Source organism: Aureicoccus marinus (assembly GCF_002954325.1).
GTDB lineage: Bacteria > Bacteroidota > Bacteroidia > Flavobacteriales > Flavobacteriaceae > Aureicoccus > Aureicoccus marinus.
The window spans coordinates 127,210-153,381 of the sequence record NZ_MQVX01000001.1 but is presented as its reverse complement, the minus strand read 5'-3'; the positions used below and the strand labels follow the sequence as shown (position 1 = coordinate 153,381).

At 45.7% G+C, this 26,172-nt stretch carries 24 protein-coding genes and 1 pseudogene; 13 read left to right on the top strand and 12 right to left on the bottom strand.

From position 1 onward, the window contains the following. Positions 1-82: 82 nt before the first annotated feature. The gene (locus BST99_RS00775; RefSeq protein WP_105000106.1) at positions 83-904 is read left to right on the top strand and encodes a hypothetical protein; all 822 of its coding nucleotides are present in this window, start codon (positions 83-85) and stop codon (positions 902-904) included. 3 nt (positions 905-907) lie between these two features. Here BST99_RS00775 and BST99_RS00770 read toward each other — a convergent pair. Then, positions 908-1,536: pseudogene (locus tag BST99_RS00770) on the bottom strand (7-carboxy-7-deazaguanine synthase QueE). An 86-nt stretch (positions 1,537-1,622) separates the two neighbouring features. Here BST99_RS00770 and BST99_RS00765 point away from each other — a divergent pair. Continuing rightward, on the top strand, positions 1,623-3,131 hold the full coding sequence (locus BST99_RS00765; protein WP_105000105.1) for a helicase HerA-like domain-containing protein: 1,509 nt from the start codon (positions 1,623-1,625) through the stop codon (positions 3,129-3,131). A 21-nt stretch (positions 3,132-3,152) separates the two neighbouring features. After that, positions 3,153-3,713, top strand: coding sequence for a hypothetical protein (locus BST99_RS00760; protein WP_245916144.1), 561 nt, complete (start codon positions 3,153-3,155; stop codon positions 3,711-3,713). A gap of 3 nt (positions 3,714-3,716) precedes the next feature. On the opposite strand, the gene BST99_RS00755 is transcribed toward BST99_RS00760, so the two are convergent. After that, complete coding sequence (locus tag BST99_RS00755) at positions 3,717-4,139, bottom strand: winged helix-turn-helix transcriptional regulator (RefSeq protein ID WP_105000104.1); 423 nt, start codon at positions 4,137-4,139, stop codon at positions 3,717-3,719. Positions 4,140-4,236: 97 nt separating this feature from the next. Between BST99_RS00755 and BST99_RS00750 the strand changes: the two genes are divergently transcribed. Both BST99_RS00750 and BST99_RS00745 read left to right on the top strand, forming a co-directional pair. After that, positions 4,237-5,079, top strand: a complete 843-nt coding sequence (locus tag BST99_RS00750; protein WP_105000103.1) for an alpha/beta fold hydrolase — start codon at positions 4,237-4,239, stop codon at positions 5,077-5,079. A gap of 2 nt (positions 5,080-5,081) precedes the next feature. Continuing rightward, positions 5,082-5,504 carry a VOC family protein gene (locus BST99_RS00745; RefSeq protein WP_105000102.1) on the top strand — a complete coding sequence of 141 codons (423 nt, stop codon included), beginning with the start codon at positions 5,082-5,084 and terminating at the stop codon, positions 5,502-5,504. Here the strand turns inward: BST99_RS00745 and BST99_RS00740 are convergent. Both BST99_RS00740 and BST99_RS00735 read right to left on the bottom strand, forming a co-directional pair. Then, a complete protein-coding gene (locus BST99_RS00740; protein ID WP_105000101.1) occupies positions 5,490-6,038 on the bottom strand; it encodes a YceI family protein in 549 nt (182 codons plus the stop codon). The two genes, BST99_RS00745 and BST99_RS00740, sit on opposite strands and share 15 nt — an antisense overlap. Position 6,039: 1 nt before the next feature. Beyond that, positions 6,040-6,396, bottom strand: coding sequence for a hypothetical protein (locus BST99_RS00735; protein ID WP_105000100.1), 357 nt, complete (start codon positions 6,394-6,396; stop codon positions 6,040-6,042). A 77-nt stretch (positions 6,397-6,473) separates the two neighbouring features. Between BST99_RS00735 and BST99_RS00730 the strand changes: the two genes are divergently transcribed. Continuing rightward, on the top strand, positions 6,474-7,340 hold the full coding sequence (locus BST99_RS00730; protein ID WP_105000099.1) for a DUF5777 family beta-barrel protein: 867 nt from the start codon (positions 6,474-6,476) through the stop codon (positions 7,338-7,340). Position 7,341: 1 nt separating this feature from the next. On the opposite strand, the gene BST99_RS00725 is transcribed toward BST99_RS00730, so the two are convergent. The 3 genes from BST99_RS00725 to BST99_RS00715 all read right to left on the bottom strand — a co-directional run bounded on the left by BST99_RS00725 (position 7,342) and on the right by BST99_RS00715 (position 11,450). Beyond that, positions 7,342-8,223 (bottom strand): bifunctional 5,10-methylenetetrahydrofolate dehydrogenase/5,10-methenyltetrahydrofolate cyclohydrolase, encoded by an 882-nt coding sequence (locus tag BST99_RS00725; protein WP_105000098.1) that lies wholly within the window; start codon positions 8,221-8,223, stop codon positions 7,342-7,344. An 11-nt stretch (positions 8,224-8,234) separates the two neighbouring features. Beyond that, positions 8,235-9,563, bottom strand: a complete 1,329-nt coding sequence (gene ffh, locus BST99_RS00720; RefSeq protein ID WP_105000097.1) for a signal recognition particle protein — start codon at positions 9,561-9,563, stop codon at positions 8,235-8,237. 111 nt (positions 9,564-9,674) lie between these two features. Continuing rightward, positions 9,675-11,450 (bottom strand): hypothetical protein, encoded by a 1,776-nt coding sequence (locus BST99_RS00715; protein WP_105002381.1) that lies wholly within the window; start codon positions 11,448-11,450, stop codon positions 9,675-9,677. A 108-nt stretch (positions 11,451-11,558) separates the two neighbouring features. Here BST99_RS00715 and BST99_RS00710 point away from each other — a divergent pair, with 108 nt between their 5' ends. The 3 genes from BST99_RS00710 (at position 11,559) to BST99_RS00700 (ending at position 15,556) form a co-directional block, all read left to right on the top strand. Then, complete coding sequence (locus BST99_RS00710; protein WP_105000096.1) at positions 11,559-12,059, top strand: RNA polymerase sigma factor; 501 nt, start codon at positions 11,559-11,561, stop codon at positions 12,057-12,059. Positions 12,060-12,120: 61 nt separating this feature from the next. Next, positions 12,121-13,062: a FecR family protein gene (locus tag BST99_RS00705; RefSeq protein ID WP_105000095.1), complete on the top strand. Its 942-nt coding sequence runs from the start codon at positions 12,121-12,123 to the stop codon at positions 13,060-13,062. Continuing rightward, positions 13,043-15,556 (top strand): TonB-dependent receptor, encoded by a 2,514-nt coding sequence (locus tag BST99_RS00700; RefSeq protein ID WP_105000094.1) that lies wholly within the window; start codon positions 13,043-13,045, stop codon positions 15,554-15,556. Before BST99_RS00705 ends, BST99_RS00700 begins: the two co-directional genes overlap by 20 nt. Here the strand turns inward: BST99_RS00700 and BST99_RS00695 are convergent. Next, positions 15,553-16,422, bottom strand: coding sequence for a Brp/Blh family beta-carotene 15,15'-dioxygenase (locus BST99_RS00695; RefSeq protein ID WP_105000093.1), 870 nt, complete (start codon positions 16,420-16,422; stop codon positions 15,553-15,555). The genes BST99_RS00700 and BST99_RS00695 overlap by 4 nt on opposite strands. Before the next feature lie 117 nt (positions 16,423-16,539). On the opposite strand from BST99_RS00695, the gene BST99_RS00690 reads away from it, so the two are divergent. Continuing rightward, positions 16,540-17,283, top strand: a complete 744-nt coding sequence (locus BST99_RS00690) for a bacteriorhodopsin-like (RefSeq protein ID WP_105000092.1) — start codon at positions 16,540-16,542, stop codon at positions 17,281-17,283. 63 nt (positions 17,284-17,346) lie between these two features. Here the strand turns inward: BST99_RS00690 and argS are convergent, their stop codons facing one another. Then, on the bottom strand, positions 17,347-19,122 hold the full coding sequence (argS, locus tag BST99_RS00685; RefSeq protein ID WP_105000091.1) for an arginine--tRNA ligase: 1,776 nt from the start codon (positions 19,120-19,122) through the stop codon (positions 17,347-17,349). Positions 19,123-19,353: 231 nt separating this feature from the next. Here argS and BST99_RS00680 point away from each other — a divergent pair, with 231 nt between their 5' ends. Together BST99_RS00680 and BST99_RS00675 are read left to right on the top strand one after the other, a co-directional pair. After that, positions 19,354-20,898, top strand: coding sequence for a peptidase associated/transthyretin-like domain-containing protein (locus BST99_RS00680; protein ID WP_105000090.1), 1,545 nt, complete (start codon positions 19,354-19,356; stop codon positions 20,896-20,898). 24 nt (positions 20,899-20,922) lie between these two features. Continuing rightward, positions 20,923-22,440, top strand: coding sequence for a BCCT family transporter (locus BST99_RS00675; RefSeq protein ID WP_105002380.1), 1,518 nt, complete (start codon positions 20,923-20,925; stop codon positions 22,438-22,440). Here the strand turns inward: BST99_RS00675 and ctlX are convergent. Both ctlX and BST99_RS00665 read right to left on the bottom strand, forming a co-directional pair. Continuing rightward, positions 22,423-23,385, bottom strand: a complete 963-nt coding sequence (gene ctlX / locus BST99_RS00670) for a citrulline utilization hydrolase CtlX (protein ID WP_105000089.1) — start codon at positions 23,383-23,385, stop codon at positions 22,423-22,425. The genes BST99_RS00675 and ctlX overlap by 18 nt on opposite strands. A gap of 31 nt (positions 23,386-23,416) precedes the next feature. Continuing rightward, positions 23,417-24,364 (bottom strand): dimethylarginine dimethylaminohydrolase family protein, encoded by a 948-nt coding sequence (locus tag BST99_RS00665; RefSeq protein WP_105000088.1) that lies wholly within the window; start codon positions 24,362-24,364, stop codon positions 23,417-23,419. A 44-nt stretch (positions 24,365-24,408) separates the two neighbouring features. Here BST99_RS00665 and BST99_RS00660 point away from each other — a divergent pair, with 44 nt between their 5' ends. Beyond that, positions 24,409-24,864 (top strand): hypothetical protein, encoded by a 456-nt coding sequence (locus BST99_RS00660; protein ID WP_105000087.1) that lies wholly within the window; start codon positions 24,409-24,411, stop codon positions 24,862-24,864. A 9-nt stretch (positions 24,865-24,873) separates the two neighbouring features. Here the strand turns inward: BST99_RS00660 and BST99_RS00655 are convergent, their stop codons facing one another. Further along, positions 24,874-26,157 carry a citrate synthase gene (locus BST99_RS00655; RefSeq protein ID WP_105000086.1) on the bottom strand — a complete coding sequence of 428 codons (1,284 nt, stop codon included), beginning with the start codon at positions 26,155-26,157 and terminating at the stop codon, positions 24,874-24,876. Positions 26,158-26,172 lie beyond the last annotated feature (15 nt).

Sequence of the window (26,172 nt, the reverse complement as noted above, 5' to 3'; positions counted from 1 at the left end):
AGCGTAAAGCAGCTGACTTTTAACTCTGTGGTAGAATTTGTAAATTGTAAGTCGCTAAACACTGCTCCATTATACCAGTGCTATGAAAAGAATTTCCTTGATCCTATTGGCCGTATTCGGCCTTTTTCTTGTTCAATGTGGTTCCCAAACCGATGATCAACCGCCCAGCGGAGACGATGACGGGGGAACAGGAGTTGACCGAACCGGTAACTTGCTGGCGATTGGCGACTCTGCACGAGATATTCTATCCAACGATAACTTCGATCGCATCCTGATTGAGATTGCGTATGTGAATGGGTTCCGTCCTTCTAGCATCTCGATTGACAACTTTAGGGACTATTTGGTGCAGCACTCCTTCAAAACCCGTGAAAACATTGTGGTGGAGTACCACCAAGTGGACCCGCCAACCGAGACGGAACTCTCTTTTCAGCAGGTAGCCGATATCGAAGCGGAAGTCCGACAGAATTACAACGATGGGAACACCTTGGCCATCTTCATTTACTTTACCGGGGCCTCCTCAGAAAACGACGACCTGAACGAAGGTTTGGTCACCTTGGGAGCGGTCTACCGCAACACTTCTATGGTTATTTTTGAAGGAACTGTGCGCCTTTTGGCCAGTCAAGATGCAGCGATTACGGTAACCGATGTAGAAACGGCCACCATCAACCACGAATTTGGGCACCTCTTCGGTTTGGTGAACCTGGGTACTACTCCGGTTAATGATCACGAAGACCCCAATGCTTCCAATCACTGCTCCGTGAATGGATGTCTGATGCGCGCCGAATTGGAGTTCGGGAGCGGAATGATGAAGGCTCTTTCGGCGAGGGCTTCCAAGGGCATGGCTATAGTGCCTGTACTTGACTCCGACTGCCGTTTGGACCTGCAGAATAATGGCGGTCGTTAATTCCTAAGGGATATTCAGGTATTTATGGGTCTGTAAGGAGGCTTTCCATTTGGGATTCTCCAAAACAAAATCGACGATTAGGGGCATTACCTTGTCGCGAACACTCCATTCCGGCTGCAAGTAAAGATGGCAGTCGGGACTGACTTTAGCGGCTTGTTCTTCCGCAAATTTTAAATCGTGCCGGTTATAAACAATGACCTTGAGTTCATCCGCTACGGGGTGGATTTCGTCTTTGGGCAAGAGGTTTTTTTGGGTGATAAACAGATCCAATCCCATTCTCCACTAAGCGGATAAGCTCCTGAGGTTTCGATGTGAATTTTCATTTGCCGCTCTTTGAGCATTGAAGTGAGAGGACTCATATTCCACATTAAGGGCTCACCCCCGGTAACAACGACTGTATCAGAGTACTTCTTGGCCTCTTCAACAATGTGATCAATTGAGGTCGGTGGGTGCTTTTCGGCATCCCAACTCTCTTTGACATCACACCAGTGACAACCAACATCGCATCCACCAACGCGGATAAAATAGGAGGCTGCACCCTTATGAAATCCCTCTCCTTGAATGGTGTAGAAGGCTTCCATGAGTGGCAGATAGGTACCTGCTTCGACTTCTTTGGTGTACTGATTGCCCATAGCGCGGCAAAGATAGCGCATTCTTGCCCCCTAAACGGCTTGATCTTTTGCCTAAAATTCCCCTACTTTTACATCAAAGCAACACGATGTTGGACAAGGACGCTTTTAAAGCACATATACAAGAGGGCTACAAAACCAAAGGGGACGCCTTGATTATGGGGGCTGCTATGTTGGGAGAAGAAACAGTCACCGAAGCCTTTGTTAGAATTCCATTAAAAACCCTCAACCGCCACGGACTGATTGCCGGGGCAACGGGTACCGGAAAAACCAAGACCCTTCAGGTCATGGCCGAAAACTTGTCCAAGCAGGGGATTCCTGTATTGCTGATGGACCTTAAAGGCGACCTCAGCGGACTAGCCGCTCCGAGTCCAGGGCACCCAAAAATTGACGAAAGACACGAAAAGATTGGCCTTCCCTTTGAACCGAGTCGCTTTCCGTTAGAAATCTACAGCCTTTCAGAACAAGATGGGGTGCGCCTCAGAGCAACCGTTTCAGAATTTGGGCCCGTACTCCTATCGCGTATTTTGGACCTCACCCCTACCCAGGAAGGGATTGTTGCGGTCTTGTTCAAATACTGTGATGACGAAAACCTTCCCTTACTGGACTTGGAAGACTTCAAAAAAGTGCTTCAATACGCTACAGGTGAAGGAAAAGAAGAGTTCAAAGGGCAATACGGACGTATCTCTAGCAGTTCCACGGGTGCCATTCTACGAAAGATCATTGAACTCGAGCAACAAGGCGCTGAGCTTTTCTTCGGTGAAAAATCCTTCGAAATTGACGATTTGATGCGCATTGACGACCAAGGTCAGGGCTACATCAATATTGTTCGCCTGACTGATATTCAAGACCGTCCTAAGCTCTTTTCGACTTTTATGCTGAGTCTTCTGGCCGAAATCTACGGTACCCTTCCCGAACAAGGGGATGCTGATCGACCCGAACTCATTTTCTTTATCGATGAAGCTCACTTGATTTTTAAAGAGGCTTCCAAGGCTCTTTTGGGTCAAATCGAAAGCATTGTCAAACTCATTCGCTCCAAAGGTGTGGGGCTCTACTTTGTGACCCAAAACCCAACGGACGTACCGGACGAAGTACTGGCTCAGCTCGGTTTAAAAGTGCAACATGCTTTACGCGCCTTTACGGCAAAAGACCGCAAGGCCATCAAAATGACCGCCGACAACTACCCTATTTCGGACTACTACAATACGGATGAAGTACTCACTTCTCTTGGAATTGGGGAAGCCTTGATTACGGCACTGGACGAAAAAGGAAGACCAACACCTTTGGCGGCTACCATGCTGCGCGCACCTATGAGCCGAATGGACATTCTGACACCCAAAGAACTCAAGGCTGTCATTGCCGAATCCGGGCTCACAAAAAAATACAACGAGCGTATCGATCGCGAAAGCGCTTACGAGCTGCTGAACGAGAAAATAGCCCGTGCCCAAGAGTTGGCAAAAGAAGAAGAAAAGAAGTCCCAAAAAACACGGACCACTTCAAGACGAAAAAGTACACGTATGAATCCGGTGGTCAAAGTCCTGACGAGCGCCACTTTTATTCGTGAAGTCTTTGGCGTCCTTAAAAAAGTAATGCGATAACCCTGCTAAACAAAAAACCCTATGCGATTGCAATCCAGAAAAATTCTTGCCACGACCTCCATCTTCCTTTTATTGACCGCGTGTAGCCTCTTTGAAGATGCCAAATTCAAAGTCACCAACGAACAAGTGGGCCTACTGCCAAAGGATACCCCTGCCGCTGAACTCGAAAAACTATTTGCGGAAGACTCTGTAGTCGAAGACGTTTACGATGACATCCCCAATGTTACCGCTTATACCAAGTACAAGATCTTTGAAAAAGGAGGCGAATTGCTGCTCACGTTAACCCCTGATAAAGAGGACAGCCTTAAAGTGATCAATCATGTACGCATTGAAGACCCTCGGTACACCAGTGAGGCGGGCATCAGCCTCGAGAGCACCTTTGGCGAACTGCAAGACACCTACACCATCAAAAAGATCAGCCCCACTCTGAATAATATTGTCGTTTTTGTGGAAGAGAGTGAACTGTACTTCAGTATCGATAAGGAAGAGCTGCCGGAAAATCTGCGTTTTGGCGTTCAAAAAGTCGAAGCCGTTCAAATTCCTGAAGACGCCAAGCTCAAGTACATTATGATGGGCTGGTAGACCTTATTTTAAACCGTAGTCTTTAGGATTGGCCTTGACCATAGGACTGTTCTGGTGCATCCATTCTGTTAATTCCAAGAGGCGCTCTACATAGCTCTGACCAAATTCCGTCAAGCGGTACTCCACGCGAAGAGGCACTTCCGGAAAGACTTCTCTTTCGACATATCCCTGTTCCTGAAGGGTTTTAAGCCGTTGACTCAGCACCTTACTCGAGATCCCGTAGACGTATTTTTTGAGTTTATTGAAGCGCAATTCCGGGTAGTAGCCCAACCACAAAAGAATGAGAATACTCCATTGATCAGAGGCCTGAGAAAGGACATCTCGGACGGGACACAAGCGCGGTGGATGCTTATAATCCAGGTGCCCGAACATATTTTCCATTTTTTTCTTTCGACTAACCGACTGATTATCAATAGTACTTTCCATAGGGTGACTGAGTTTACTAAAAGGAACCTTTTCAAGGTGTCTCGAAAAGGGTTACCTTAGTATCTAATAAAAAGTAAGTTACAAAAAGTTACTTATTATGAAAAAACTGATGGCTCGCTACATGCCCATTTTCATCGGCAAAAGCCTGAATGTCATTACCCTCTTCTCCAAAAGAAGAGGAGCCAAACTTGGAATCGAACTCTTTTGCAAGGTCCGAGCGGGCCGGGTAAAACCCAAACAAGCCCCCTATTTGGACGCCGCTCGCTATAAAACAGAACAGTTTAGTGGTCACCAAATCCAGACCTACCACTGGCCCGGTGAAGGTCCTTCCGTATTGCTCCTACACGGCTGGGAAAGCAATGTGTTCCGGTGGAGAAACCTGATCGGTTACTTACAAGAAGCCCAATTCAACATCTATGCCTTTGATGCTCCCGGTCATGGTTATTCCAGTGGGGACAAACTTTATGCACCCTTATATGCCGATGTAGCACGTCAGGTCATAGAAGCCTATAAACCTGAGCACGTCGTTGCCCATTCCATGGGTGGAATGGCAATTCTTTATGACCACTACGTTCGACCGGAATCCGAACTCGATAAAATTGTGACCATCGGTTCGCCCTGTGATTTCAAAGAAATCATGGATCAATACCAGCAGACCCTGCGATTCAATCAGCGAGCGTATACCGCCATGGACAACTATTTGAAGTCTTGGCTAGGGCTTCATGTCGATGAGTTTTCGAGCGCTATATTTGTAGAAAACAACACCAAGAAAGGACTGTTACTACACGATGTAGACGACCGCCAAATCAATGTTGAAGCCTCGAGAAAGGTGCATAGGCACTGGAAAAGCAGCCAACTCATTGAGACGAAAGGTTTGGGGCATTCAATGCACCAAGAGGGCGTGAACCAGCAGATCATTTCTTTTCTGCAAAACGCATAGACATGAGCAAGATTTCTCCTTTTCACCTGGCTATTCCCGTGCATAACCTGGCCGAATGCCGGACATTTTACCGAGATATACTCGGATTTGAAGAAGGGCGAAGCAGTGATCATTGGGTTGACTTTGACTTTTTCGGTCACCAGTTGGTAATTCACTACAAACCCAAATCAGTAGAAGATCTGCACACCAACCCTGTGGACGGTAAAAATGTTCCTGTTCCCCACTTTGGGGTAGTACTCCCTTATGATGAGTTCGATCCCTTTGCTGAACGCTTAAAATCCCATAATATCGAATTCGTCATTGAGCCCTATGTGCGGTTTAAAGGAGAGCCTGGAGAACAAGCGACCTTATTTTTTCTCGATCCTGCAGGCAATGCCTTAGAGTTCAAGGCCTTTAAAAATATAGAGCAGTTATTCGCTCGCTAAGTCGAATAAAAAAGTACCACTGATTTCCACTTCTTCGGCTATCTTTTTGATGACGACTTTGGGGATTTTTATTCCAAAATCTGCCGTCCGAGTGGTAAAGAAAACTTTCATTTCCAATTGATTACCGGAGCGTGTCCAACGGGTTTGGGTGCGGAGAGGCTGACTTACGCCATGAAGTTTTAGGGTGCCCTCTACGTAGATGAGGCCTTCGAAGTCTTTCAAGGGCATTTCTCCTTCAAAAACCCCTTCAAACCTCATAAACGGAAAACGGTCAGACTCCAGGTAGTTCTCGTTGAAGTGCTCTTGCATTAAACCTACCCGAAACTGGAAGTCCCGTACTTTGGCCAAAACAGCAATTTTACGGCTCTCCAGATTAACTAGGGCAGCTACTTTGGAATTCTTGGCTCGCACCGGCTCGATACTGGTGTCGGTTGCCTCAAAAAAGAGTTCTCCTGTCTTGGTTTGCCATTGCTGGGCCTTTAGGGGCAGAATAAACAGTCCGAAACAAAGAAGAAACAAGGAAAATACTTTCATACTAGTTTTCTTGAAACCCACCCTCTACCCACAAGTCGAAGAGCCTACGGGAAGGGGGAGCCATCAGCCCCGTCGGAGGCATAGGAGATCCCGCGTTATTGATTCGATTGATAAGGCCTTCGGTGAGCACAGAATTCCTGACCTGATCATAGGTTTGCAGAGAATTGGGTGCTCCGTTCGCTGGAACGGCTCCGTGGCAATTCGCACAGTCATTCTGAAGAATGGGCTGAATAGCAGCTGCAAAGGTAACAGGTTCTGCGGGATCAATATCGGCTAAATCTGAAACACTTTCGGACGAACAGGCACAAAACACAAGGCCTAAAAGGAAGATAAGGGGAAGGCTCCATTTCTTTTTCATAACACAATTCTTTAGTGATTCATCGATTGATTTACGCCGCCCTAGATATAATACGTTCAAAGTAGTAGTTTTAGTGTATGATAAACTTTAAGAAATCCCTGATTTTATTCCTTCTGCTTGCCCTTCCCGCAGGGGCTTTTGCACAGGATGATTTAATGAATCAACTCGAAGAGGATTGGGATGAAGACAAAACCGAAACCATTGCCGCCTTTAAGGGCTTAAAAATTGTCAACTTCGAATCGACCAAATTGGCCGACAAGGGAGACTTCTATTTTATCGTCGCCCACCGGTTTGGTAGTGTTGAAAAAGGCTTCGACAACCTCTTTGGTCTGGACAATGCCGTGACCAAGTTGAGTTTTGTCTATGCGCCATGGGAAGGTTTTAATGTCGGATTCGGACGCTCCTCCTACCGAAAAATGTACGGCTTTAACCTTAAGTATCGTCTTTTTCAACAGAAAGAGAATGGTTTTCCGTTGACTGTGGTAGGCTATAATTTACTGACCATAGACACCCAATTCAACGAACTTAGCCTACCGAATCTGGAATTCAATGATCGTTTGAGCTATGTGGCCCAACTGCTAATTTCGAGAAAGATCAATTCAAAACTCTCCTTGCAACTGGCTCCGTCCCTATTGCATGAGAATACCGTCTTTTTTACCCCCCAGGAAAACACCCAATTTATTCTGGGAATAGGCGGGCGACACAAGATCAGTAAACGGATGAGCTTAAATGCGGACTATGGTTGGCACATGAACCGCGCGGAGGACTCGCCCTTTAAAAATTCTCTTTCTGTGGGTGTCGATATCGAGACGGGAGGGCACGTATTTCAGTTGCACTTCACCAATGCACAACCCATGTTCGAAAACGGGTTCTTAGCCAATGGCAACGGCGACTGGCAAGACGGAAGGTTTTTCTTTGGATTTAACCTCAGCAGGGTCTTTTAGCCTATTTAGAACGGTGACGCTCTCGGGCCAATAGGGTGTTTTTCATCAACATGGCAATGGTCATGGGGCCCACCCCTCCAGGAACGGGAGTAATGAAAGAGGCCTTTTTGCTGACATTTTCAAAATCCACATCTCCTGTGATGTAGTAACCGCGCTTTTTTGTTTCGTCCGGAACTCGAGTGATTCCTACATCGATAACCACCGCATCGTCTTTGACCATCTCCGCCTTGACAAAATTCGGAATCCCCAGCGCAGAGATTACAATATCAGCCTGCGAAATAATTTGTGTAATGTTCTTGGTATGAGAGTGGGTCAGTGTTACCGTGGAATTCCCAGGAAAACCGCGTCGCCCCATCAAAATACTCATTGGGCGTCCGACAATGTGGCTTCGACCGATCACCACCGTGTGCTTCCCCTTGGTTTCGACTTTATAGCGTTCGAGCAATTCCAGAATACCGAAAGGGGTTGCCGGGATGAAGGTGCTCATATCCAGCGCCATCTTTCCAAAATTTGTCGGGTGAAAACCATCGACGTCCTTGTCTGGATCGATGGCCATGATCACCTTTTGAGCATCGATTTGCTCCGGCAGCGGCAGCTGTACGATGAATCCATCAATATTGGCGTCTTCGTTGAGTTCCTCGATCTTCTTCAGCAATTCTAATTCGGAGGTGGTGCTGGGCATCTGAATCAAAGTAGATTCAAATCCTACTCTTTCGCAAGCCTTGACCTTGCTTCCGACGTACGTTAGACTGGCTCCGTCCGTTCCGACGATGATGGCAGCCAGGTGAGGCACCTTTTCGCCCTTCTCCTTCATTCTGGAGACTTCTACTGCAATTTCATCTTTGATTTGGCCACTGACAGCCTTTCCGTCTAATAAGGTCATTTAGTTGGGGTTTACTGCATTTGTGAAAGCATCTGCATCATGCGTTTTCCTCCGCCACCTTGCATCATCTTCATCATCTTGCTCATTTGCTCGAATTGCTTGAGCAGTTGGTTTACTTCTTGTATACTGCGGCCACTTCCTTTAGCAATTCGTTTTTTTCGACTCGAATTTAACTTGGCGGGATTAGCTCTTTCGTCTGGTGTCATGGAATGGATCATGGCCTCAATGTGCTTGAAAGCGTCGTCATCGATATCGAGGTTTTTCAAAGCCTTTCCTGCACCGGGAATCATCCCCATCAAATCCTTCATATTCCCCATCTTTTTGATCTGCTGGATCTGGCTGAGGAAATCATCGAAACCGAAACGGTTCTTGGCAATTTTCTTTTGGATCTTGCGGGCCTGCTCTTCGTCGAATTGCTCTTGTGCTCTCTCGACCAAAGAGATAACATCACCCATCCCTAGGATTCTGTCGGCCATCCGCTCGGGATAGAATACATCCAGGGCTTCCATTTTTTCACCTGTACCGATGAATTTGATCGGCTTATTCACCACGGACTTAATCGAAATCGCCGCGCCCCCGCGGGTATCACCGTCCAATTTCGTCAGGATAACTCCATCAAAATCCAGGACATCGTTGAAAGCCTTGGCGGTATTTACGGCATCCTGCCCCGTCATGGAATCCACCACAAAAAGCGTCTCGTTGGGCTGTACCGCCTTGTGGATACTGCTAATTTCGGTCATCATAGTCTCATCAACAGCTAAACGACCAGCGGTATCGATAATAACCACATTGCAACCGAGTTCTTTGGCCTTGGCCACCCCGGCTTGTGCGAGTGTAACGGGATCGTTGTTTTCCCGATCAGAGTATACCTCCACCCCAATTTGGTCACCTACCACGTGCAGCTGGTCAATCGCCGCAGGGCGGTAGACATCACAGGCAACCAATAGTGGTTTCTTTGATTTTTTTGTTTTGAGGTAGCGGGCCAATTTACCACTGAAGGTCGTTTTACCCGAACCTTGAAGACCCGACATTAAAATAACCGAAGGCTGCCCTGATAGATCAACACCAGCAGCCTCACCCCCCATCAATTCGGCGAGTTCATCCCGAACGATTTTGGTGAGCAACTGACCCGGTTTAATACTGGATAGAACGTCCTGCCCCAGGGCTTTTTCCTTGACCCTGTTGGTGAATTCTTTTGCGATCTTGAAATTGACATCCGCATCCAAAAGGGCACGGCGAATTTCCTTCATCGTTTCAGCTACATTGATCTCTGTAATCTGCCCTCGTCCCTTGAGAACGTGAAAGGCTTTATCGAGCTTATCGCTTAAATTATCAAACATCTTTGACGGGTCATTTTAGAAGAAGCACAAAATTACACATTATAATGAAAGCAGGCCGCTGAGATAAACCCGGCGGCCTGCTTCTACCTAAAAGTATGGGGCAAAAAAGGGCTAAATCCCTTTTTCAAAGACCAAGATCTTGGTCACATTTTCCACTTCATAGACTAAACTGATTCGATCTGAGGTCAAATACGCCGTATCGATATACCAGCTGTGGGTCATTTGCTCAAACGAAGATCCCTGCTCACTGAGGTTCAAAATGATCTTCAAATGTCCATCTGCATTTCGAAAGACTCTCCACAATCCAAAGGCCTGAGGGTCATCATTGATCGAAATTTCCAGTTGTCGCATATTGGAGAAATTGAAATCCATTCCTGCAAAGGACTCGGTAATATCATCGTTATTGATTTCAAAGTTGGCTACTTGCCATCCCCCACCGAGAAGGATATTAGAGATTTCTAATGCGTCTCCATCAGGATCATCAACGCAATCGCGCAACAAGATGAGTTCGTATCCGGTTTCTGGGATACCAAATTTTAAGCGTTCCTCATCCAGATCACGCAAGGGCCATTCAAAATTGACACCCGGCTCCTGTCCAATATTGATCATGAGCGATAAGATACCGGCATTGTTTTCGCCGATTTCCCAGCTTCCTTCCGAAATACCAATACCATTGGTCAATTTCACCAAGCCATCGGGGTAGAATTGGAACTCCCAACCCAGGAGGCGATCGATCTGTTCTCCGTCCAGAAAAACCCTTTTGATAATCCAATCGCATTCCTTGAGGATTTCGCGAAGGGTCTCGGGTTCGGTCGGAACTTCACCCAGATCACAACGCTGTTTAAGTATAATTCTGTTGTCGTTTCCACTGAAGAATTTAATTCTCTCATAATCCAGTTCGTAAACCAACCAATTCAAATTGAAATCATTGGCTGAATTAAAATCAAGAGTGAGTAAAACACCATTTTCTGTCTGGCTTGTTTCCCAGATTCCTTCCTGAATTCCTCCTGCAGCACTAATGAGCTTTACACGACCATCCTCCCTAAAGTCCATCAACCATTCACGATACTGTTCAGTCTGTTCAGATCCATCTCTTCTCATATCTCGAATTTCCCAGGGACATTCTACGAGATATGCATCCAGATCCTCTTTCGTAAAATCATCATCGTTATAATCATCGTCATCATCTTCATCGCATTCCTCGCGGGCAGCTTCCAGCGCCATGGCCAGTTGGGCATTGCTGTCGACGGTAATCGTGGTTCCGTCTGCTTTGATCAAGCTTACCGGATATTGAAGGCTGATGAGCTCATCATCCTCTCGATTATCTAGAAATTGTCTTAGTTGTTCATCACTATTAACCACTACAGTTCCAGTTTGCTGATCGTCCACATCAAAGGTGAAAAAGGTCAGAGGGTAGACAAAATCAATACACTCAATATCATCGTCATCTCCTCCTTCGATACAGTCTGCTGCGAGCTCGCGCAACTGCTCGGCATTTTCAACCACTATTTCGGAGTAATCGGCTAGGGTGATCGTAATCGGGAAAATGATTTCCAGGATATCGTCATCGAATTCAATAGAATCAAAAATCTCTTCAATCAATTCCAGGTCTTCAAGGGAATCGATCGTGATTTCTAATCCATTGACTTCAACGGTATACGGAAAGTTAACGGCAAAGCAGCTCGCCCCGTCAACAATATTGTCAAAGGAACCGTCCTTTGCAGCGGTATTTATAATATTAATTATGAGATTAGCTGTTGTTGAGTTGGCTCCAAGGGTTTCGTCTTCCTCGTTACCAACGATCTCGAACTCTTCCTGACAAGCGCCCATTAGCAGCACTACCATCAAAAGCCCCAAGTATTTCGTGATTTGAGTAAAATTTCTCATAAAGCCCAGATTATGTTGTTCATTCGGTTTAAAAACAACCACTTGCAATAATACCCTACTTTGGGAGTTAAAATTTTCAAATACCTTTAACCCAACTAAGGCGCTCTTATGGATCACGTTTGTGAAGAACAGGTCTACAGCCAATTGTTCGAAACCCATTCCAAAACGATTTATAATTACATCTATTATAAATTCGGAAACTCTGAAAAAGCCCACGACACCGTTCAGGAGGCTTTTGTAAGGTTATGGGAGAACTGTGCCAAGGTGCAACCCGAAAAGGCGCGTTCCTTTTTGTATACGGTAGCCAATAATCTCTACCTCAACACCCTTAAGGCAGAAAAAGTGCGACTCAAATACGCGGATCGACACCAAAAGTCGATGACGCACGAATCGCCGGAGTACCTCATGGAACACAACCAGTTTCAGGAGAAACTCAAAAACGCACTCAATGCCCTTCCCGAAAACCAGCGAGCAACTTTTTTACTCAACCGCATCGACGGAAAAAAGTATGCTGAGATTGCAGAAATGGAAGGGGTCAGTGTCAAGGCCATCGAAAAGCGGATGCACTTGGCTTTAAAAACACTGCGAGAACAGATAGAAGGAATATAAATTCGAAACGGGGTAGGGTTTTTTTCTACCCGGTTGTTTTAGAGTTGTAAAGAAAAACGTCATGGAAGATAATCACCTGGCAAAATGGCTCAACGGAGAGCTGAGTGAAGAAGAGCAAAAAGCCTTTGTCGCATCAGCGGACTATGCCCTCTACAAGCGCATTGCAGAAGAGAGCACCCTGTTACGCGCCCCAGAATTTGAGGCAGAGGAGGTTTGGAACAAGCTTCAAGAAGTCAAAAATGAAGCGACTGACGAGCAGCCTGTGATTGAAATGGACAGTACGCCTGTTCACTGGATGGAACCCTTCCGTCCTTTCCTCAAGATTGCGGCCATCATCGTGGTCATGTTGGGTATTTCTTATGTATACCTCAACTCCCAGGCCACAAGCTTTACTTCTGAAGTGGCTCAACAACTCAATTTAAACCTGCCAGATCAATCTGAAGTAGTTCTCAATGCCAAAAGTACCCTGTCCTATGAGCAAGGCGAATGGGAAGAAAACCGTCGTCTCGAATTGGAAGGAGAAGCCTATTTTAAGGTCGCTAAAGGGTCCAAATTCACCGTGGAAACCAGCCTAGGCGCCATTGCCGTTTTGGGAACAGAATTCAATGTAAGACAACGAAAGGGCCTCTTGGAAGTGAGCTGTTTTGAAGGCAAAGTGCAGGTGCAACAAGGGCTGAAAAAACTGGTGTTGATACCGGGAGAAGCCGTACAGATTCTCGATGGCAATTGGGAAGAACAAAAAGTTTCGGAAGGAGCTGTCCCTAGCTGGATGAGTAAAGAAAGTAGCTTCAACAGCGTACCGCTCAAGATCGTACTTAACGAATTACAGCGCCAATTTGATGTAGACGTTGATCAGGATGGTGTGGACCTCAACACACTTTTTAGTGGAAGTTTTAGCAACACAGACTTGAATTTAGCGTTAGAAAGTATTAGTATTCCAACCCAGTTGCGGTATACCCGTGATGGGAAGAAGGTACTTTTCTATGCGACGAACACTCCGTAGTGCACTCTGGGTTATCTTGATTCTGGGGTTTCTTCCCCTGAAGGCCCAATCGATCGGTTCTACAAGTCTTTCAGCCTATTTGAAAGAACTTGAAACCCGTTTTGAGGTTCGTTTTTCCTATGTCAATTCCGAAATAGAAGACCTGGTGGTTACCCCTTTGAAGGAAGGAGATCTGGAAACCGTATTAAGTGATCTCTACCGCCAAACCCACCTCCAAATTCGAAAAATAAGTGATCGTTATTACGGTCTGGTAAAAACGCCTACGATAAGAATTTGCGGTCGTGTATTAGATAATTATGCCCGAAATCGTGTGCCGGGAGCCACGGTGGAGGTACTGGGCAGCGAAGAGGCCCTGGTCACCGATGCTGATGGACGCTTTGTCCTGCAGGAAGTAGAGCGCTCTGCCACCTTAAAAGTGCGTTACCTGGGGCACATCACCCGCTATGTAAAGGTAAATGATTTACTGGGTAAAGGGGCTTGTGCACAAATTCTACTATCCGAAAAATACCAGCAATTAGAAGAGGTTGTTGTCTACCAGGTCCTGACTTCGGGAATCGAAAAGCAACAAGACGCCAGCATCTTGCTCAGACCTGCAGACTTTGGCATTCTACCGGGATTAAGTGAGCCCGATGTACTGCAAACACTTCAAGCCTTACCAGGAGTAAAAAGTATTAACGAAACGGTTTCTACCATCAATATTCGAGGGGGTACCAACGACCAGAACCTCGTGTATTGGAATGGGATAAAGATGTATCAATCCGGACATTTTTTCGGTTTGATTTCGGCCTTTAATCCCTACCTGACCAAAGAAGTAACCCTCTACAAAAATGGTACACCAGCTTATTACGGTGATGGAGTGAGCGGAAGCATTTTAATGGAAACCGAAAACGAGATCCAGGACGACTTTTTTGGTGGTGCAGGCCTTAGCTTTATCAGCGGGGATGTGTTTGGACAAGTCAACCTTTTGCCGGATCTCGCTCTCCAATTTTCCGGCCGACGCTCATTGACCGATTTCTTGAACACCCCAACCTATCAACAGTTTACCCAAAGAGCTTTTCAGGACACCGAACTGGAAGGCAACTCCAGCACTCAACAGGAAGTAGAAGAAGATTTTTATTTCACCGATTTTGCGGCCAAAGTACTTTACGATTTTAACGAAGACCACCTGTTCAGGGCCAGCTTTTTAGCCATCGATAACCGTTTAAATTACAACCTGACCGAGACGGTGAACCAAGACAACCGCCTGGATCAGTCTCACCTCTCGTTTGGTGTTCAGCTTAAGAATAATTGGTCCAGGGCCTTTTCTACCTTTACCGAAGCCTATTCCACTCGTTACCGATTAGATGCTGTTTCGAATAATTCAGGCGGGCAACAGCAGCTCTTGCAAAACAACGAAGTCCTTGAAACAGCCATCAAAGTACAGGCAGATTACCGACTCAACAGCGAATGGCTCTTCCGCAATGGGTATCAATTTGTCGAAACAGGGATCGCCAATATCACAGTCTTGAATCAACCCTTCTTTCAGAGCCGGATTAAAGGGGTCATCTGGAACCAATCCTTATTTAGTGAATTAGAGCACAGCTCTTTTTCAAAAAAGTTTTTTGCCCGTGCAGGGGTTAGGATCAACAGCTATGAGAACCTGGACACCTTTACCCGTTTGCTGGTCGAACCGCGAATTAACCTCAATTGGAGAATAAGCGATCATCTGCGCGCAGAAGTACTCGGTGAGTTTAAAAGCCAGATAAGTCAACAAATCATTGATTTGGAGCAGAACTTTTTTGGCATTGAAAAAAGACGATGGATCCTTTCGGATGGATTGACCTTACCTGTTACATTAGGCCGTCAGGTTTCTGTGGGTTTAAATTACGAGAAGAACGACCTCTATATAGGACTGGAAGGTTTTTATAAACGCGTAGAAGGGATTTCGACCTCCACTCAAGGGTTTCAGAATCAGAACCAATTCAATGGAGAAATCGGCAACTATGCGGTTCGGGGGCTTGAGTTACTCGTCAATCAAAAGGGTGGTAATTACAGCACTTGGCTCAGCTACACCTTCAATAAAAACGATTACAACTTCGATGGGCTGATTCCTCCGAGCTTCCCCAACAATTTGGATATAAGGCACACCCTTACACTGGCCAGCACCTACCGTATTGATCAGCTAAAACTAGGGATTGGATTAAACCTGCGCAGCGGAAAACCCTATACCCCCGCCGATAGCATTGATAGTTCAAGTGTACCTGCTGAAATCCGCTATTTGGAGCCGAACAGTGAGGTACTCCCCCTCTATTGGAGGGTTGATGGCTCCGCTATCTACAATTTTAGGCTTAAACAAAGAATTAAGGCTCAAGCGGGTGTTTCTTTACTTAATATGCTCAACAGAACGAATATCCTCGACCGTTACTACCGCTTAAATACGAACGATGAGTTAGAGGAAATAGAAAACCTATCCCTCGGCATCACACCCAACCTGAGTTTTCGGGTATCCTTCTAGTGCTCCATCCGGTGCATAACCACTACATGTGGAAAAGTCACCGCCGCTAAAAAACTGATTAAAAAAGTCTCCAAGAACTCGTGCTGCCCCTGAAATAAGAAGTAAAAAAGGGCGAGTCCTATCAAGGCCATAAACCAATATAACCTTGAATCCCTCCAATACTGAACGGCTGCAGCCCGGTCGATCCCTCCATACAAAAAACGCAATTGGTCCGCCAAGGAGGGTAAACTGTGCCAGAGAACAAAGTACAAAGCAAAGCCCATCAAAAGAGAACTTTGATGGATAACAATGGCCAGTATTCCCAGATAAAACAATTCTAGGAGAACCAAGCGTCCATCCTTACGGATCCAGGCGTTGAGCAGCAAGAGTAGTAAGAATATTCCCCCAAAACCCTTGAGACCATATCCGATAAATTGATCTGGCAGATCCATCGGAAGTAAATCGCTAATCAAAGGCAACACACTACCTAACTCAATGTAAAATATCATAAATAATATAGTCCCTCCGTAAGCCAGATAGAAAAGAGAGGAAAGGGGATCAGGTAAACTGGTTTGGGATTTCCAATGTTGTTCACCGAAGTGATAGGCACTAAGGATAATAAAAGCAGGAAGTGCCAAAATCGGTAACTGTAAAAATAGAAGAAGTACGGCGATCAGACTCCCCACATAAAGCAGAATATTCATCCATAACTTGGACTTTACCTCTTGTTTGTCCGCTTTTTTCTTCAAAATAGAAAGATCATTTGCGCCATGAAGCAGGCCCAAAGTGAGAATTCCAAAGTAAGCCAAACCGGTCTCTAGGTCGTCCTGAAGATAGCCTGAAAGCCACAGCAGAAAGAAGGTCAACAAGAGTCTGGTCGTTTTCAACTTACTAACATAAAGAGATTTTGTTTAACGAATTTACAAATTTTATGAGCATTTTTTGCTATATTATGTTTAATGTTCATTACTTTTGATTGAACAAAACAAATAACCCATTATATTATGTATTCTTTATTGACTAACATTTCGCTATTTGCAGATGTTTCTAAGCTTGCCGTCGACGATTATGTTGGCTTTACCTTTTTCGTAGGATGCATGGCGATGATGGCCGCCTCGGCTTTCTTCTTTTTATCCATGAACACCTTTGATCGAAAATGGAAGACTTCGGTTTTGGTATCCGGATTGATCACGTTCATTGCTGCTGTACACTACTGGTATATGCGTGACTACTGGGCTGCAAACATGGAGTCACCGACCTTTTTCCGCTACGTGGACTGGGTACTCACCGTTCCGTTAATGTGTGTGGAGTTTTACTTAATTCTCAAAGTGGCTGGAGCCAAGAGATCCCTTATGTGGAACATGATTTGGTTATCCGTTATCATGCTCGTTACCGGATACTTTGGTGAGACCTTGTACCGAGATCAAGCTTGGTTCTGGGGATTAATTTCAGGTATTGCTTACTTCATCATAGTAGCGATCATCTGGGTTGGCCCTGCCAAAAAACTGGCCGTCCAAGCGGGTGGAGAAGTACTAAAAGCACACAAAACTCTTTGCTGGTTTGTCCTAGTAGGATGGGCGATCTATCCGATCGGATATATGGCAGGTACTCCAGGATGGTACGAAGGTATCTTTGGAGGCCTTCCGATGGACGTCATCTACAACATCGGGGATGCTGTAAACAAAATCGGATTCGGTTTGGTCATTTACAACTTGGCAGTAACTGCCTCAGCGAAAGAAACGGCTTAAGACTTAAGCTTCGCACTACTCAAACAAGAAACTGTTGCCGGCTGGTCCGGCAGCAGTTTTTTTTTACATCCTTTCCGGAACATTAATTCCCAACAGTTGGAATCCACTTTTAATGACCTCACCCACCTGAGCAGAAAGGACTACTCTAAAATGACGGATCCTTGCGTCCTCCTCTCCGAGAATCGAAACCTGCTGGTAGTAGGAGTTAAATTCCTTGACTAAATCATAGACGTAATTAGCGATCAAGGCGGGACTGTATTGGGATGCCGCCAGCTCAATCACCTCAGGATACTGCAATAAGGCTTTGATCGCCTCCTTTTCTTTGGCATGTAAAGAGGTTGGCAGATCCTTTAGAGTATTTGTAGCTTCGCCATATTTGCGCAGTATAGACTGGATTCGAGCGTAGGTATACTGAATAAAAGGGCCTGTATTTCCTTGGAAGTCGACCGATTCTTCAGGATTGAAGAGGATTCGCTTACGAGGATCAACCTTGAGAATATAGTATTTAAGAGCCCCCAAACCGATGGTGTGGTAGAGTTCCTTTTTCTGTTCATCGGAATACCCCTCCAACTTACCCAATTCACTTGAAATCTCTTCAGCGGTATCACTCATGTTCTGGATCAAATCATCAGCATCCACCACAGTTCCTTCCCGACTCTTCATTTTTCCAGACGGAAGATCAACCATCCCATAGCTCAAATGATAGAGCTTTTCAGCCCAGGAATAACCCAGTTTTTGTAGGATCAAAAAGAGCACTTTAAAGTGGTAGTCTTGCTCATTTCCTACCGTATAAACCATCCCCGTAATTTGAGGAAAGTCCTTTACACGTTGAATGGCTGTTCCGATATCCTGGGTCATATAAACCGCTGTACCATCGGCTCGCAGAACAATCTTTTCATCCAGACCATCTTCACTGAGGTCTATCCATACGCTGCCATCTTCCTTTCTAAAGAAAACTCCTTTTTCGAGGCCTTCTTCAATACTATCTTTTCCGAGCAGATAGGTATCACTCTCGTAATACAATTGGTCAAAATCAACACCCATTGCCTTGTAGGTCTGATCAAATCCTTCGTATACCCATCCATTCATGGTTTTCCACAGCGCTACAACTTCCTCTTCTCCTGCTTCCCATTGACGCAAGAGTTCTTGGGCTTCCAGTAATACCGGCGCGTTCTTCTTCGCTTCCTCCTCTGTTTCACCCTTTTCAATCAGGGACTGAATATCGGCCTTGTACATTTTATCGAACTCCACATAGTATTTACCAACCAGGTGATCTCCTTTTAAGCCACTGCTTTCAGGAGTTTCTCCCTGTCCTTTCTTCTTCCAGGCCAACATGCTTTTGCAAATGTGAATCCCCCGATCATTAATGATCTGGGTCTTCAGCACCTTCCGGCCAGAGGCACGTAAAATTTCTGCTACAGAATAACCGAGCAGGTTGTTGCGAATATGTCCGAGGTGAAGAGGTTTATTGGTATTGGGAGAAGAATATTCCACCATAACCGTTTCGTCTGTGGCGTCCAGAGTTCCGTAGTTTTGTTGACTCACGATATCTTGAAGCGCCGTTACGTAATGGTCTTCTGCGATAACCAAATTCAAAAAGCCCTTGACCACGTTAAAGGACTCCACCAGATTGGTCTCTGCTTGCAACTGCTCACCGATCTGTTGCCCGATTACCACCGGGTTCCCTTTGATTTGTCTCAGCAATGGAAAAATAACCAGGGTGATATCCCCCTCAAAGTCCTTTCGGGTAGCCTGAAATTCAATCTGCTCTACTTCTACTTCAAAGAGATGGCGGATGGCTTCTTGTGCCTTGGGTAATAAAGCGGTAGACAAGTGCATGCTTTGGTTTTAAGGCCCCAAAAATACCGTTTTTTCACCTTTTAGGATAGCTTTAAGAGGGGGAAGAAAACCTTAATTCTACCTTTAGTTGATGGAACAGAGGTTACGAGAGATCGTTGGATTGACCTCTTTGGATTCCGAAGCGAATCCAAAATAATTCACTTTTTAGGCAACGTTTTGCCTTAGCGAATCGTCTAACCTTAAAACAATCAAAAAACATTCGCCATCACCATGATCAATCAAGTACTCAAATCACCCCTATTACTTGCTTTTTTTGTGCCTGGACTTCTGCTTGCACAGCAGACCACTAAGACGAAAGACACCTTAGGATTACCGCTCGAAATCAAAGGAGAACTCAAAGAAGCCAACGGTACTCCTATTCCCTATGCCACGATCCAATATGGGGAAAAGAAGGGAGTGATCAGTAATGACGAAGGGCGTTTCCGCTTTTTGTTAGATCAGTTGCCTCAAGAAACCGATTCTATGAAAATCACTTGTATGGGTTTCGAAAGCAAAACCCTACCCTTAGCTGGATTCCGCGATTCGAGTATTGTTCTTTCCTCAAAAACCATCGACCTGAAAGGGGTCTATGTATTCGACAATCCCCTAACCGTCGAAGAAATCATCGAAAATGTACAGGAAAATATCCCGTCCAATTACAAAAATGACTCCCATAAAACCCGTTTCTTTTTACGTCTAAGCAATTTCAGTACCGTAGACAAAATGGACATCACTTTTAAAAAATCCAGCATAAAAGAACTGAACAAACAACTTCTGGATAGCGTCCTGAATTTGATCCCACGTTCCACTGCCTACTATACGGAAACCCTCGGGGACGTTTACCGTCATAAGAGGGGTCTGAAAATGGACGTCGTCCGCGCTGCAGAACTCTACGATAAATCCAATAATGGTTCGCTGGAAGCTATGGGCGAACGCCTTGAAGCCATATTCAAAGAAAATGTCAAACCCGATTCCTACCTGAAGATCAAATCCGGGATTTTTGGCACTAAAATGCAATTGGATTCCATCTTAGATGAAAGCGAAGAGGCTGCAGAGGTAGAAGAAGAAATCAAAGAAGAAGTAAAAGAGCCTAAAAGCACCTTCTTTCACAAACGCATGCGCGGGCTCTGGGAAGATATAGAGCAAGACCACTTTTATCAGGAAGACAGTAAACTCAACGTCTTTGAAAAATCGCACAAGTACAACTTCACCTTAGACGGCTATGCAGATATCGCAGGTGAAGGCACCTATGTCATCTCTTTTGAACCCAAAAGAAGTGCCGATTTCAAGGGACGCTTGTTTGTCAACATCGAGGACTATGCCGTCATGCGAATAGAATACGAAAACGTTCAACTGCTTCGCAATTTCCGCCTCTTGGGCATTACGTACAAAGAGCGAATCTACCGAGGGGTTACTTCATTCCGTAAAAGCCGCTCAGGGAGTTACCGCTTGGCCTTTTTAGAGAAAGAGGTCGGCAATCAGTTTGGTATTGACCGCCCCTTAAAAGTGGTTGAAAAAAACAAAAATGTACGAGGGCGCCGCAAGCAAAACGAATTGCTTCTGCATCTGGACATTGCCAATGGTTCGCGTGACAAATTCGAGTTGGTCGTCTATGACGAAGACCAACTATCAGCAGAAAATTTCGAATCCTTTACGGAAAAGAAGAATGTGGAAGCCACCTACCTAAAGGCATACGACCCTTCGTTTTGGGAAGGATACAGCACCATGGAACCCAATACGGCACTGCGACAATTTACGGTGGAAGAGAGCAAGTAGGATAGTTTGTTTATCTTCCTCCGGATGAATTTCTGGAAAAAAGCAAACACCGACTACCCCCGTCTTGGCACCCGCCTTGGTCATTATAGGGATTTTTTCGGTGTTTGTTTTTTGTTCACCAGCGCGACTTATGCGGGTATAGAGCAAGCATCCTTATGGATTCGGGGCGCCTTTGGTCATTATTACCTCTACCTTGGATTGGCCTCTGTTCTACTCCTGCTAGCCCTGGCCATCTCACCATGGGGTAAAATTAAACTTGGACAGGGTGACGAAAAACCCCAATACAGTTTATGGGCCTGGAGCAGTATGCTCTACAGCGCTGGAATGGGTGCTGGCATTTTATTACGAGCTGTCCAGGAACCGGTAATGATGCGGGAATCACCCCCTTTCACAGGCATCCATACCCCTGAGGTTGTCGCTTTGGAGTTCACCTTTTACCAATGGGGTTTTACTCCTTGGGCCTTTTACTGTCTTTTTGCCGTCATTATCGGCTACGCCCTTTTCAGAGAAGGACGCCCCATTCAGGTGAGCAGTTCTCTTCCCCGGCATTGGAAGTCAGAAAAGCTTTCAAGATCTATTGATGTGATTGCAGTACTCACAACCGTCTTTGGCCTTATCTCGTCCATCGGTCTGGGCACCGCCCAAATCAATGGTGGTCTGGATCACCTGTACCAGTCCGGGCAGGACGTTGGCATTTCTATATTCTTTGTCGTACTCATTTGTGCTTTGGGTGGATTATCGGTTTGGCTAGGGGTCGACAAAGGCATAAAACTCCTCTCAAAAATTAATATCAGTCTGACTTTGGTTCTCCTTGCTGTAGTCATTTTTCAGGTAGATTCCCTGCAATCCCTGGCCCTTTTTGGAGAAGCCTTTTACAGCTATGTCGTGGATTTTATTCCTCTGAGTATAGCCGCCGGCCGGTTTGATCCTGGGATAGGGTTTCTGACGGACTGGACTTACTATTACTGGGCATTCTGGTTAGCTTGGGCTCCTTTTACCGGTGTATTTATCGCGCGAATTTCAAGGGGGCGCAGCCTACGTCAAATTATACTTGGCGGACTCATCCTTCCTTCTCTGGGAACCTTTATTTGGTTCTCTTTTTTCGGGCAGGGTGCCTATGATCAAATTACCCTATGGGGCCAATACCAAGGAGAATTCAACAATGTCTTCTCTTCGATTTTTGTGTTTTTGGGCGGGTTAGCTTTTCCGAGTGTAATGAATCTCTGGGTCATCCTTTTACTGGTGGGTTTCCTAGTCACATCGGTCGATTCAGCCGTTCTGGTTTTGAGTATGTTTTCGGACAAAGGCCAAACCCATCCTTCAAGAAAGCTCAGACTTTTATGGACGGTGGTCATCGCCTTAGCCTCGATAGCCCTTCTTCTGCTGGGAGAAGCTTTTCAGGATGTGGACGTACTGAATGCGACTCAAAAGTTATTGATCGTCACTTCCCTTCCTTTTGCTCTGCTGATGGCGGCGATGATCTTTTTCTTTATCCAACGTCTTCTCCACTCCTCAAAAAAAGCTTCAAGCTCGCCGAGGTAAGAAAACCTCAGCCAACATACAACGGGCACTCCCCCCTCCAAGGGTTTCGATCGTATCTAAAGGAGCATGAAGGAGTTCTGTATACTTTTCCAAGGTCTTTATCTGAGTAGGATTAAGGCTGTTGTAGGCTGCACTGCTCATCACCAGATAGGTCTGCCCTTCTGCTCCTCTGAGTTGAAGCATATTGCCGGCAAACTGATGAATCTGGGCCTCACTTAGAGCAACCACTTCTTTGCCGCTTTTGGTGAGTTGCTGCTTGACAAACTTTCGTTCTTTTTTATCGTCAATCGATTCCAAACAAATGACCGCAAAGTCCTGCCCGAGACACATCATTACATTGGTGTGGTAGATGGGCAAACGCTTCCCATCCACCGTCTGATTCGCCACGAAGCCGACCGGCATATAGCCAAAGTCTTCGCAAAACTCATCGAGTAATTCTTCGTGCGCTCGTTCAGACAAAGCGCAATAGGCCAATTTGTTCTGGCGATCGAGTAGTAGACTTCCTGTACCTTCTAAAAAGACGCCTTCCTCTTCCGCAGGAGTATAATCTTGAATAGAATCAATTTGATACCCCAAAGCTTCTAGCTTTTCCAGCACATCTTCTCGTCTTTCTCTTCTTCTGTTTTCGGCGTACATCGGGTAAAGCCCTACGGTTCCGTCTGCGTGAAAAGAAATCCAATTGTTTGGGAAAAGAGCATCAGGAGTATCCATCTCCGGCCCTTCTTCCACCACGAGCACCTCGATGCCTTTACTCTGCAAAACCTTTACAAAACCGTCAAATTCGCTCTGGGCTCTGGCGATCACCGTTTCAGCCGTCATCAACTCTCCTTCCTTCTGAAAGTAATTGTTGACCGCGGTTTCTTCATTCATCCGAAAGCTCCAGGGCCGAATCATGACGACCTGATTGGTGATTTGTTGGGAATCTTGGGCTTGATTTGTTTCCATAATTTCTTCTCCTCAGGAAAGGTTATTCGATTTAGTACTGACGAATCAAGGGCAAGGTGCTACAACGCAACAGCCCCCCTTGTTTACTAATTTCGGCATACTGGATTTCTTCAACGGTCAGTCCTTGCTCGCGGAGCCAGGTGTTGAGTCGGGTAAAATGCTTTTCTGACACCACCACTTCCGGACTGATGCTAAACACATTGCAGTGCATACCCGCCATTTCATCAGCGGTGACCTCAAAGATATTTTCTGCACCAAAAAAAGATCGAATCCATTCTACATCTTCCTGCTGCATAAACCCATCTGGGCAAATAATAGCCTTGTTCTTTCCGACAGGTTGAAAACAGCAATCCAAATGCAAGGCATTCTGGTTTGCTACCGTAGCCGACTTGATCAGTTCAAAAGCCTTAACCTCTTTTTGCGGAAAGTACTCTGTCAAAAAATCTATTGCTGCTTGATTGGTACGCGCAGTGATTTGTTGAGGATAATCCTTCTGGGTGTAGGCTCCGATAAAAAGATAATCTCCCCACGGCATAACATCGCCGCCCTCTACATGAACTTCTTCGGGGCAAACCTGAAATTGCTTCTCCGGAATATGAGCCACCAGGTTCTCGATGGCTTCAAACTCCTTCTCTCTCAAGGGAAGAATATTGGACCGAAAAAAGGTGTCTTCAACCACAAATCCAATATCACGCGCAAAGATCTGATTGCAATTCTCCAAAACAGTTGGGCGGTACACTTGAACATCATAGGACTGCAGAAGGCTTTGAAACCCTTCCATTTCAACCACCATGTCTTCTTCTTTTGGGTAGGTTCCCGCCAGCAAGTGAGCCCTTGAGCTGGGGTCGTATACCTCGTCCATACTTGGAGCAGAACCTACGGAGACCGCAGTCCCTAAAACCACTGCTTTTAAACGTCCCGTTTCGTCCTGGACACGGGGTTTAATGGGAGAATCTACTTCTTGTGTTTTAGTGTACATTTATTCTTTACATTCGCTACGCTAGCGCGAAAATACGCGGAATAATGCAAAAGTTTCTGAGAATTTCTTTTGGGCTTTTTACCCTGGGTCTCCTGATCATCGCTGGTCTCTTCATCTCTTTGCATAGTAGTGAAAAGAAGGAGATGTCTACCGAGGCAGAACGACTAGAGTTTGCTCAACTTTCTCGTGATCTTCTGCAAAGCAGCATCGCTTTTCAACTTGAAAAAACCCGCCATAAGGTACTGACTAAAAAACAGGGGAGTAGAAAGTCCCTGGACGAATTTGACCTCATCCTTTTAAGACAAACCTCGCGGGTCAGCAAGCAACTGGAACAAATGGATTCTGGAGAAGCGTGGCGCTACCTCAACAACCTCCTACGTCAAAGTAAAAGAAGCGTACAAGACAACCGCTCCGAACTTTCAGAGGTTTACTACCACCTCAAACTGATCCAAGTCGTCCATAAAGAAAGTCAGTTGCTGACCTCCTTAGATAAAAAATAACAACTGCTTTTATCGGCTCTGAAGGTCCTTAAACTCGCGGTAGTTTTCGCCTGTGTAGATTTGGCGAGGACGTCCAATCGGCTCTCCTTTCAAACGCATTTCGCGCCATTGAGCGATCCATCCTGGCAAGCGTCCTAAAGCGAACATCACGGTGAACATATCGGTTGGAATTCCGAGAGCACGGTAAATAATACCACTGTAGAAATCCACATTCGGATACAGCTTTCTTTTAACGAAGTAGTCGTCTTCCAAAGCTTCTTGCTCCAATCCTTTGGCGATATCCAAAATGGGATCATCAATACCCAAGTCTCCCAATACTTCATCGGCCGCCTTCTTAATAATACGAGCTCGAGGGTCGAAGTTTTTGTATACACGGTGTCCAAAGCCCATCAAACGGAAAGGATCCTCTTTGTCTTTGGCTTTGGCCATATACTTCTTCGTATCACCACCGTCTTCCTGAATGGCTTCCAACATTTCCAATACGGCTTGGTTCGCTCCACCGTGTAATGGACCCCAAAGCGCAGAGATACCTGCAGAAAGAGAAGCGAATAATCCAGCATGGCTGGAACCTACGATACGCACTGTAGACGTCGAACAGTTTTGCTCGTGGTCCGCGTGTAGAATGAGGAGTTTATCCAAGGCGTCGATAACAACCGGGTTCTTTTTGTACTCCTGGTTTGGACGCTTAAACATCATCTTGTGGATGTTCTCAACGTAACCCAGGCTGTCATCACCGTAATCCAGTGGAGATCCGCTTTTCTTGCGCAAGGTCCAAGCGACCAAAACGGGGAACTTGGCCATGATGCGCACAATTGAATTGTACATGGCGGATTCAGAACTTACATCTACCGAAGTTGGGTTGAACGCTACCAACGCACTGGTCAATGAAGATAGTACTCCCATCGGGTGGGCCGACTTCGGAAATCCGTCTAAGATTTTCTTCATCTCCTCGTCCACATGGGATTCGTCCTTGATGTCTTGGTGGAATTTTGCCAACTCCTCTTCATTCGGTAATTCGCCAAAAATCAACAGGTAGGCCACCTCCAAAAAGTCCGCTTTTTCAGCTAAATCCTCGATTGAATAACCTCGGTATCGCAGAATCCCCTGCTCACCATCCAAGTACGTGATGGCGCTTTCGCAAGAACCTGTGTTTTTGTAACCAGGATCAATCGTCACTGCACCAGTCAATGCACGAAGTGCTTTGATGTCAATTCCCACCTCATTTTCTGTACCGGTTACCAGAGGAAACTCATAACGCTCACCGTTGAGCTCAAGAAATGCTGAATCAGCCATAGGATATAATTATCT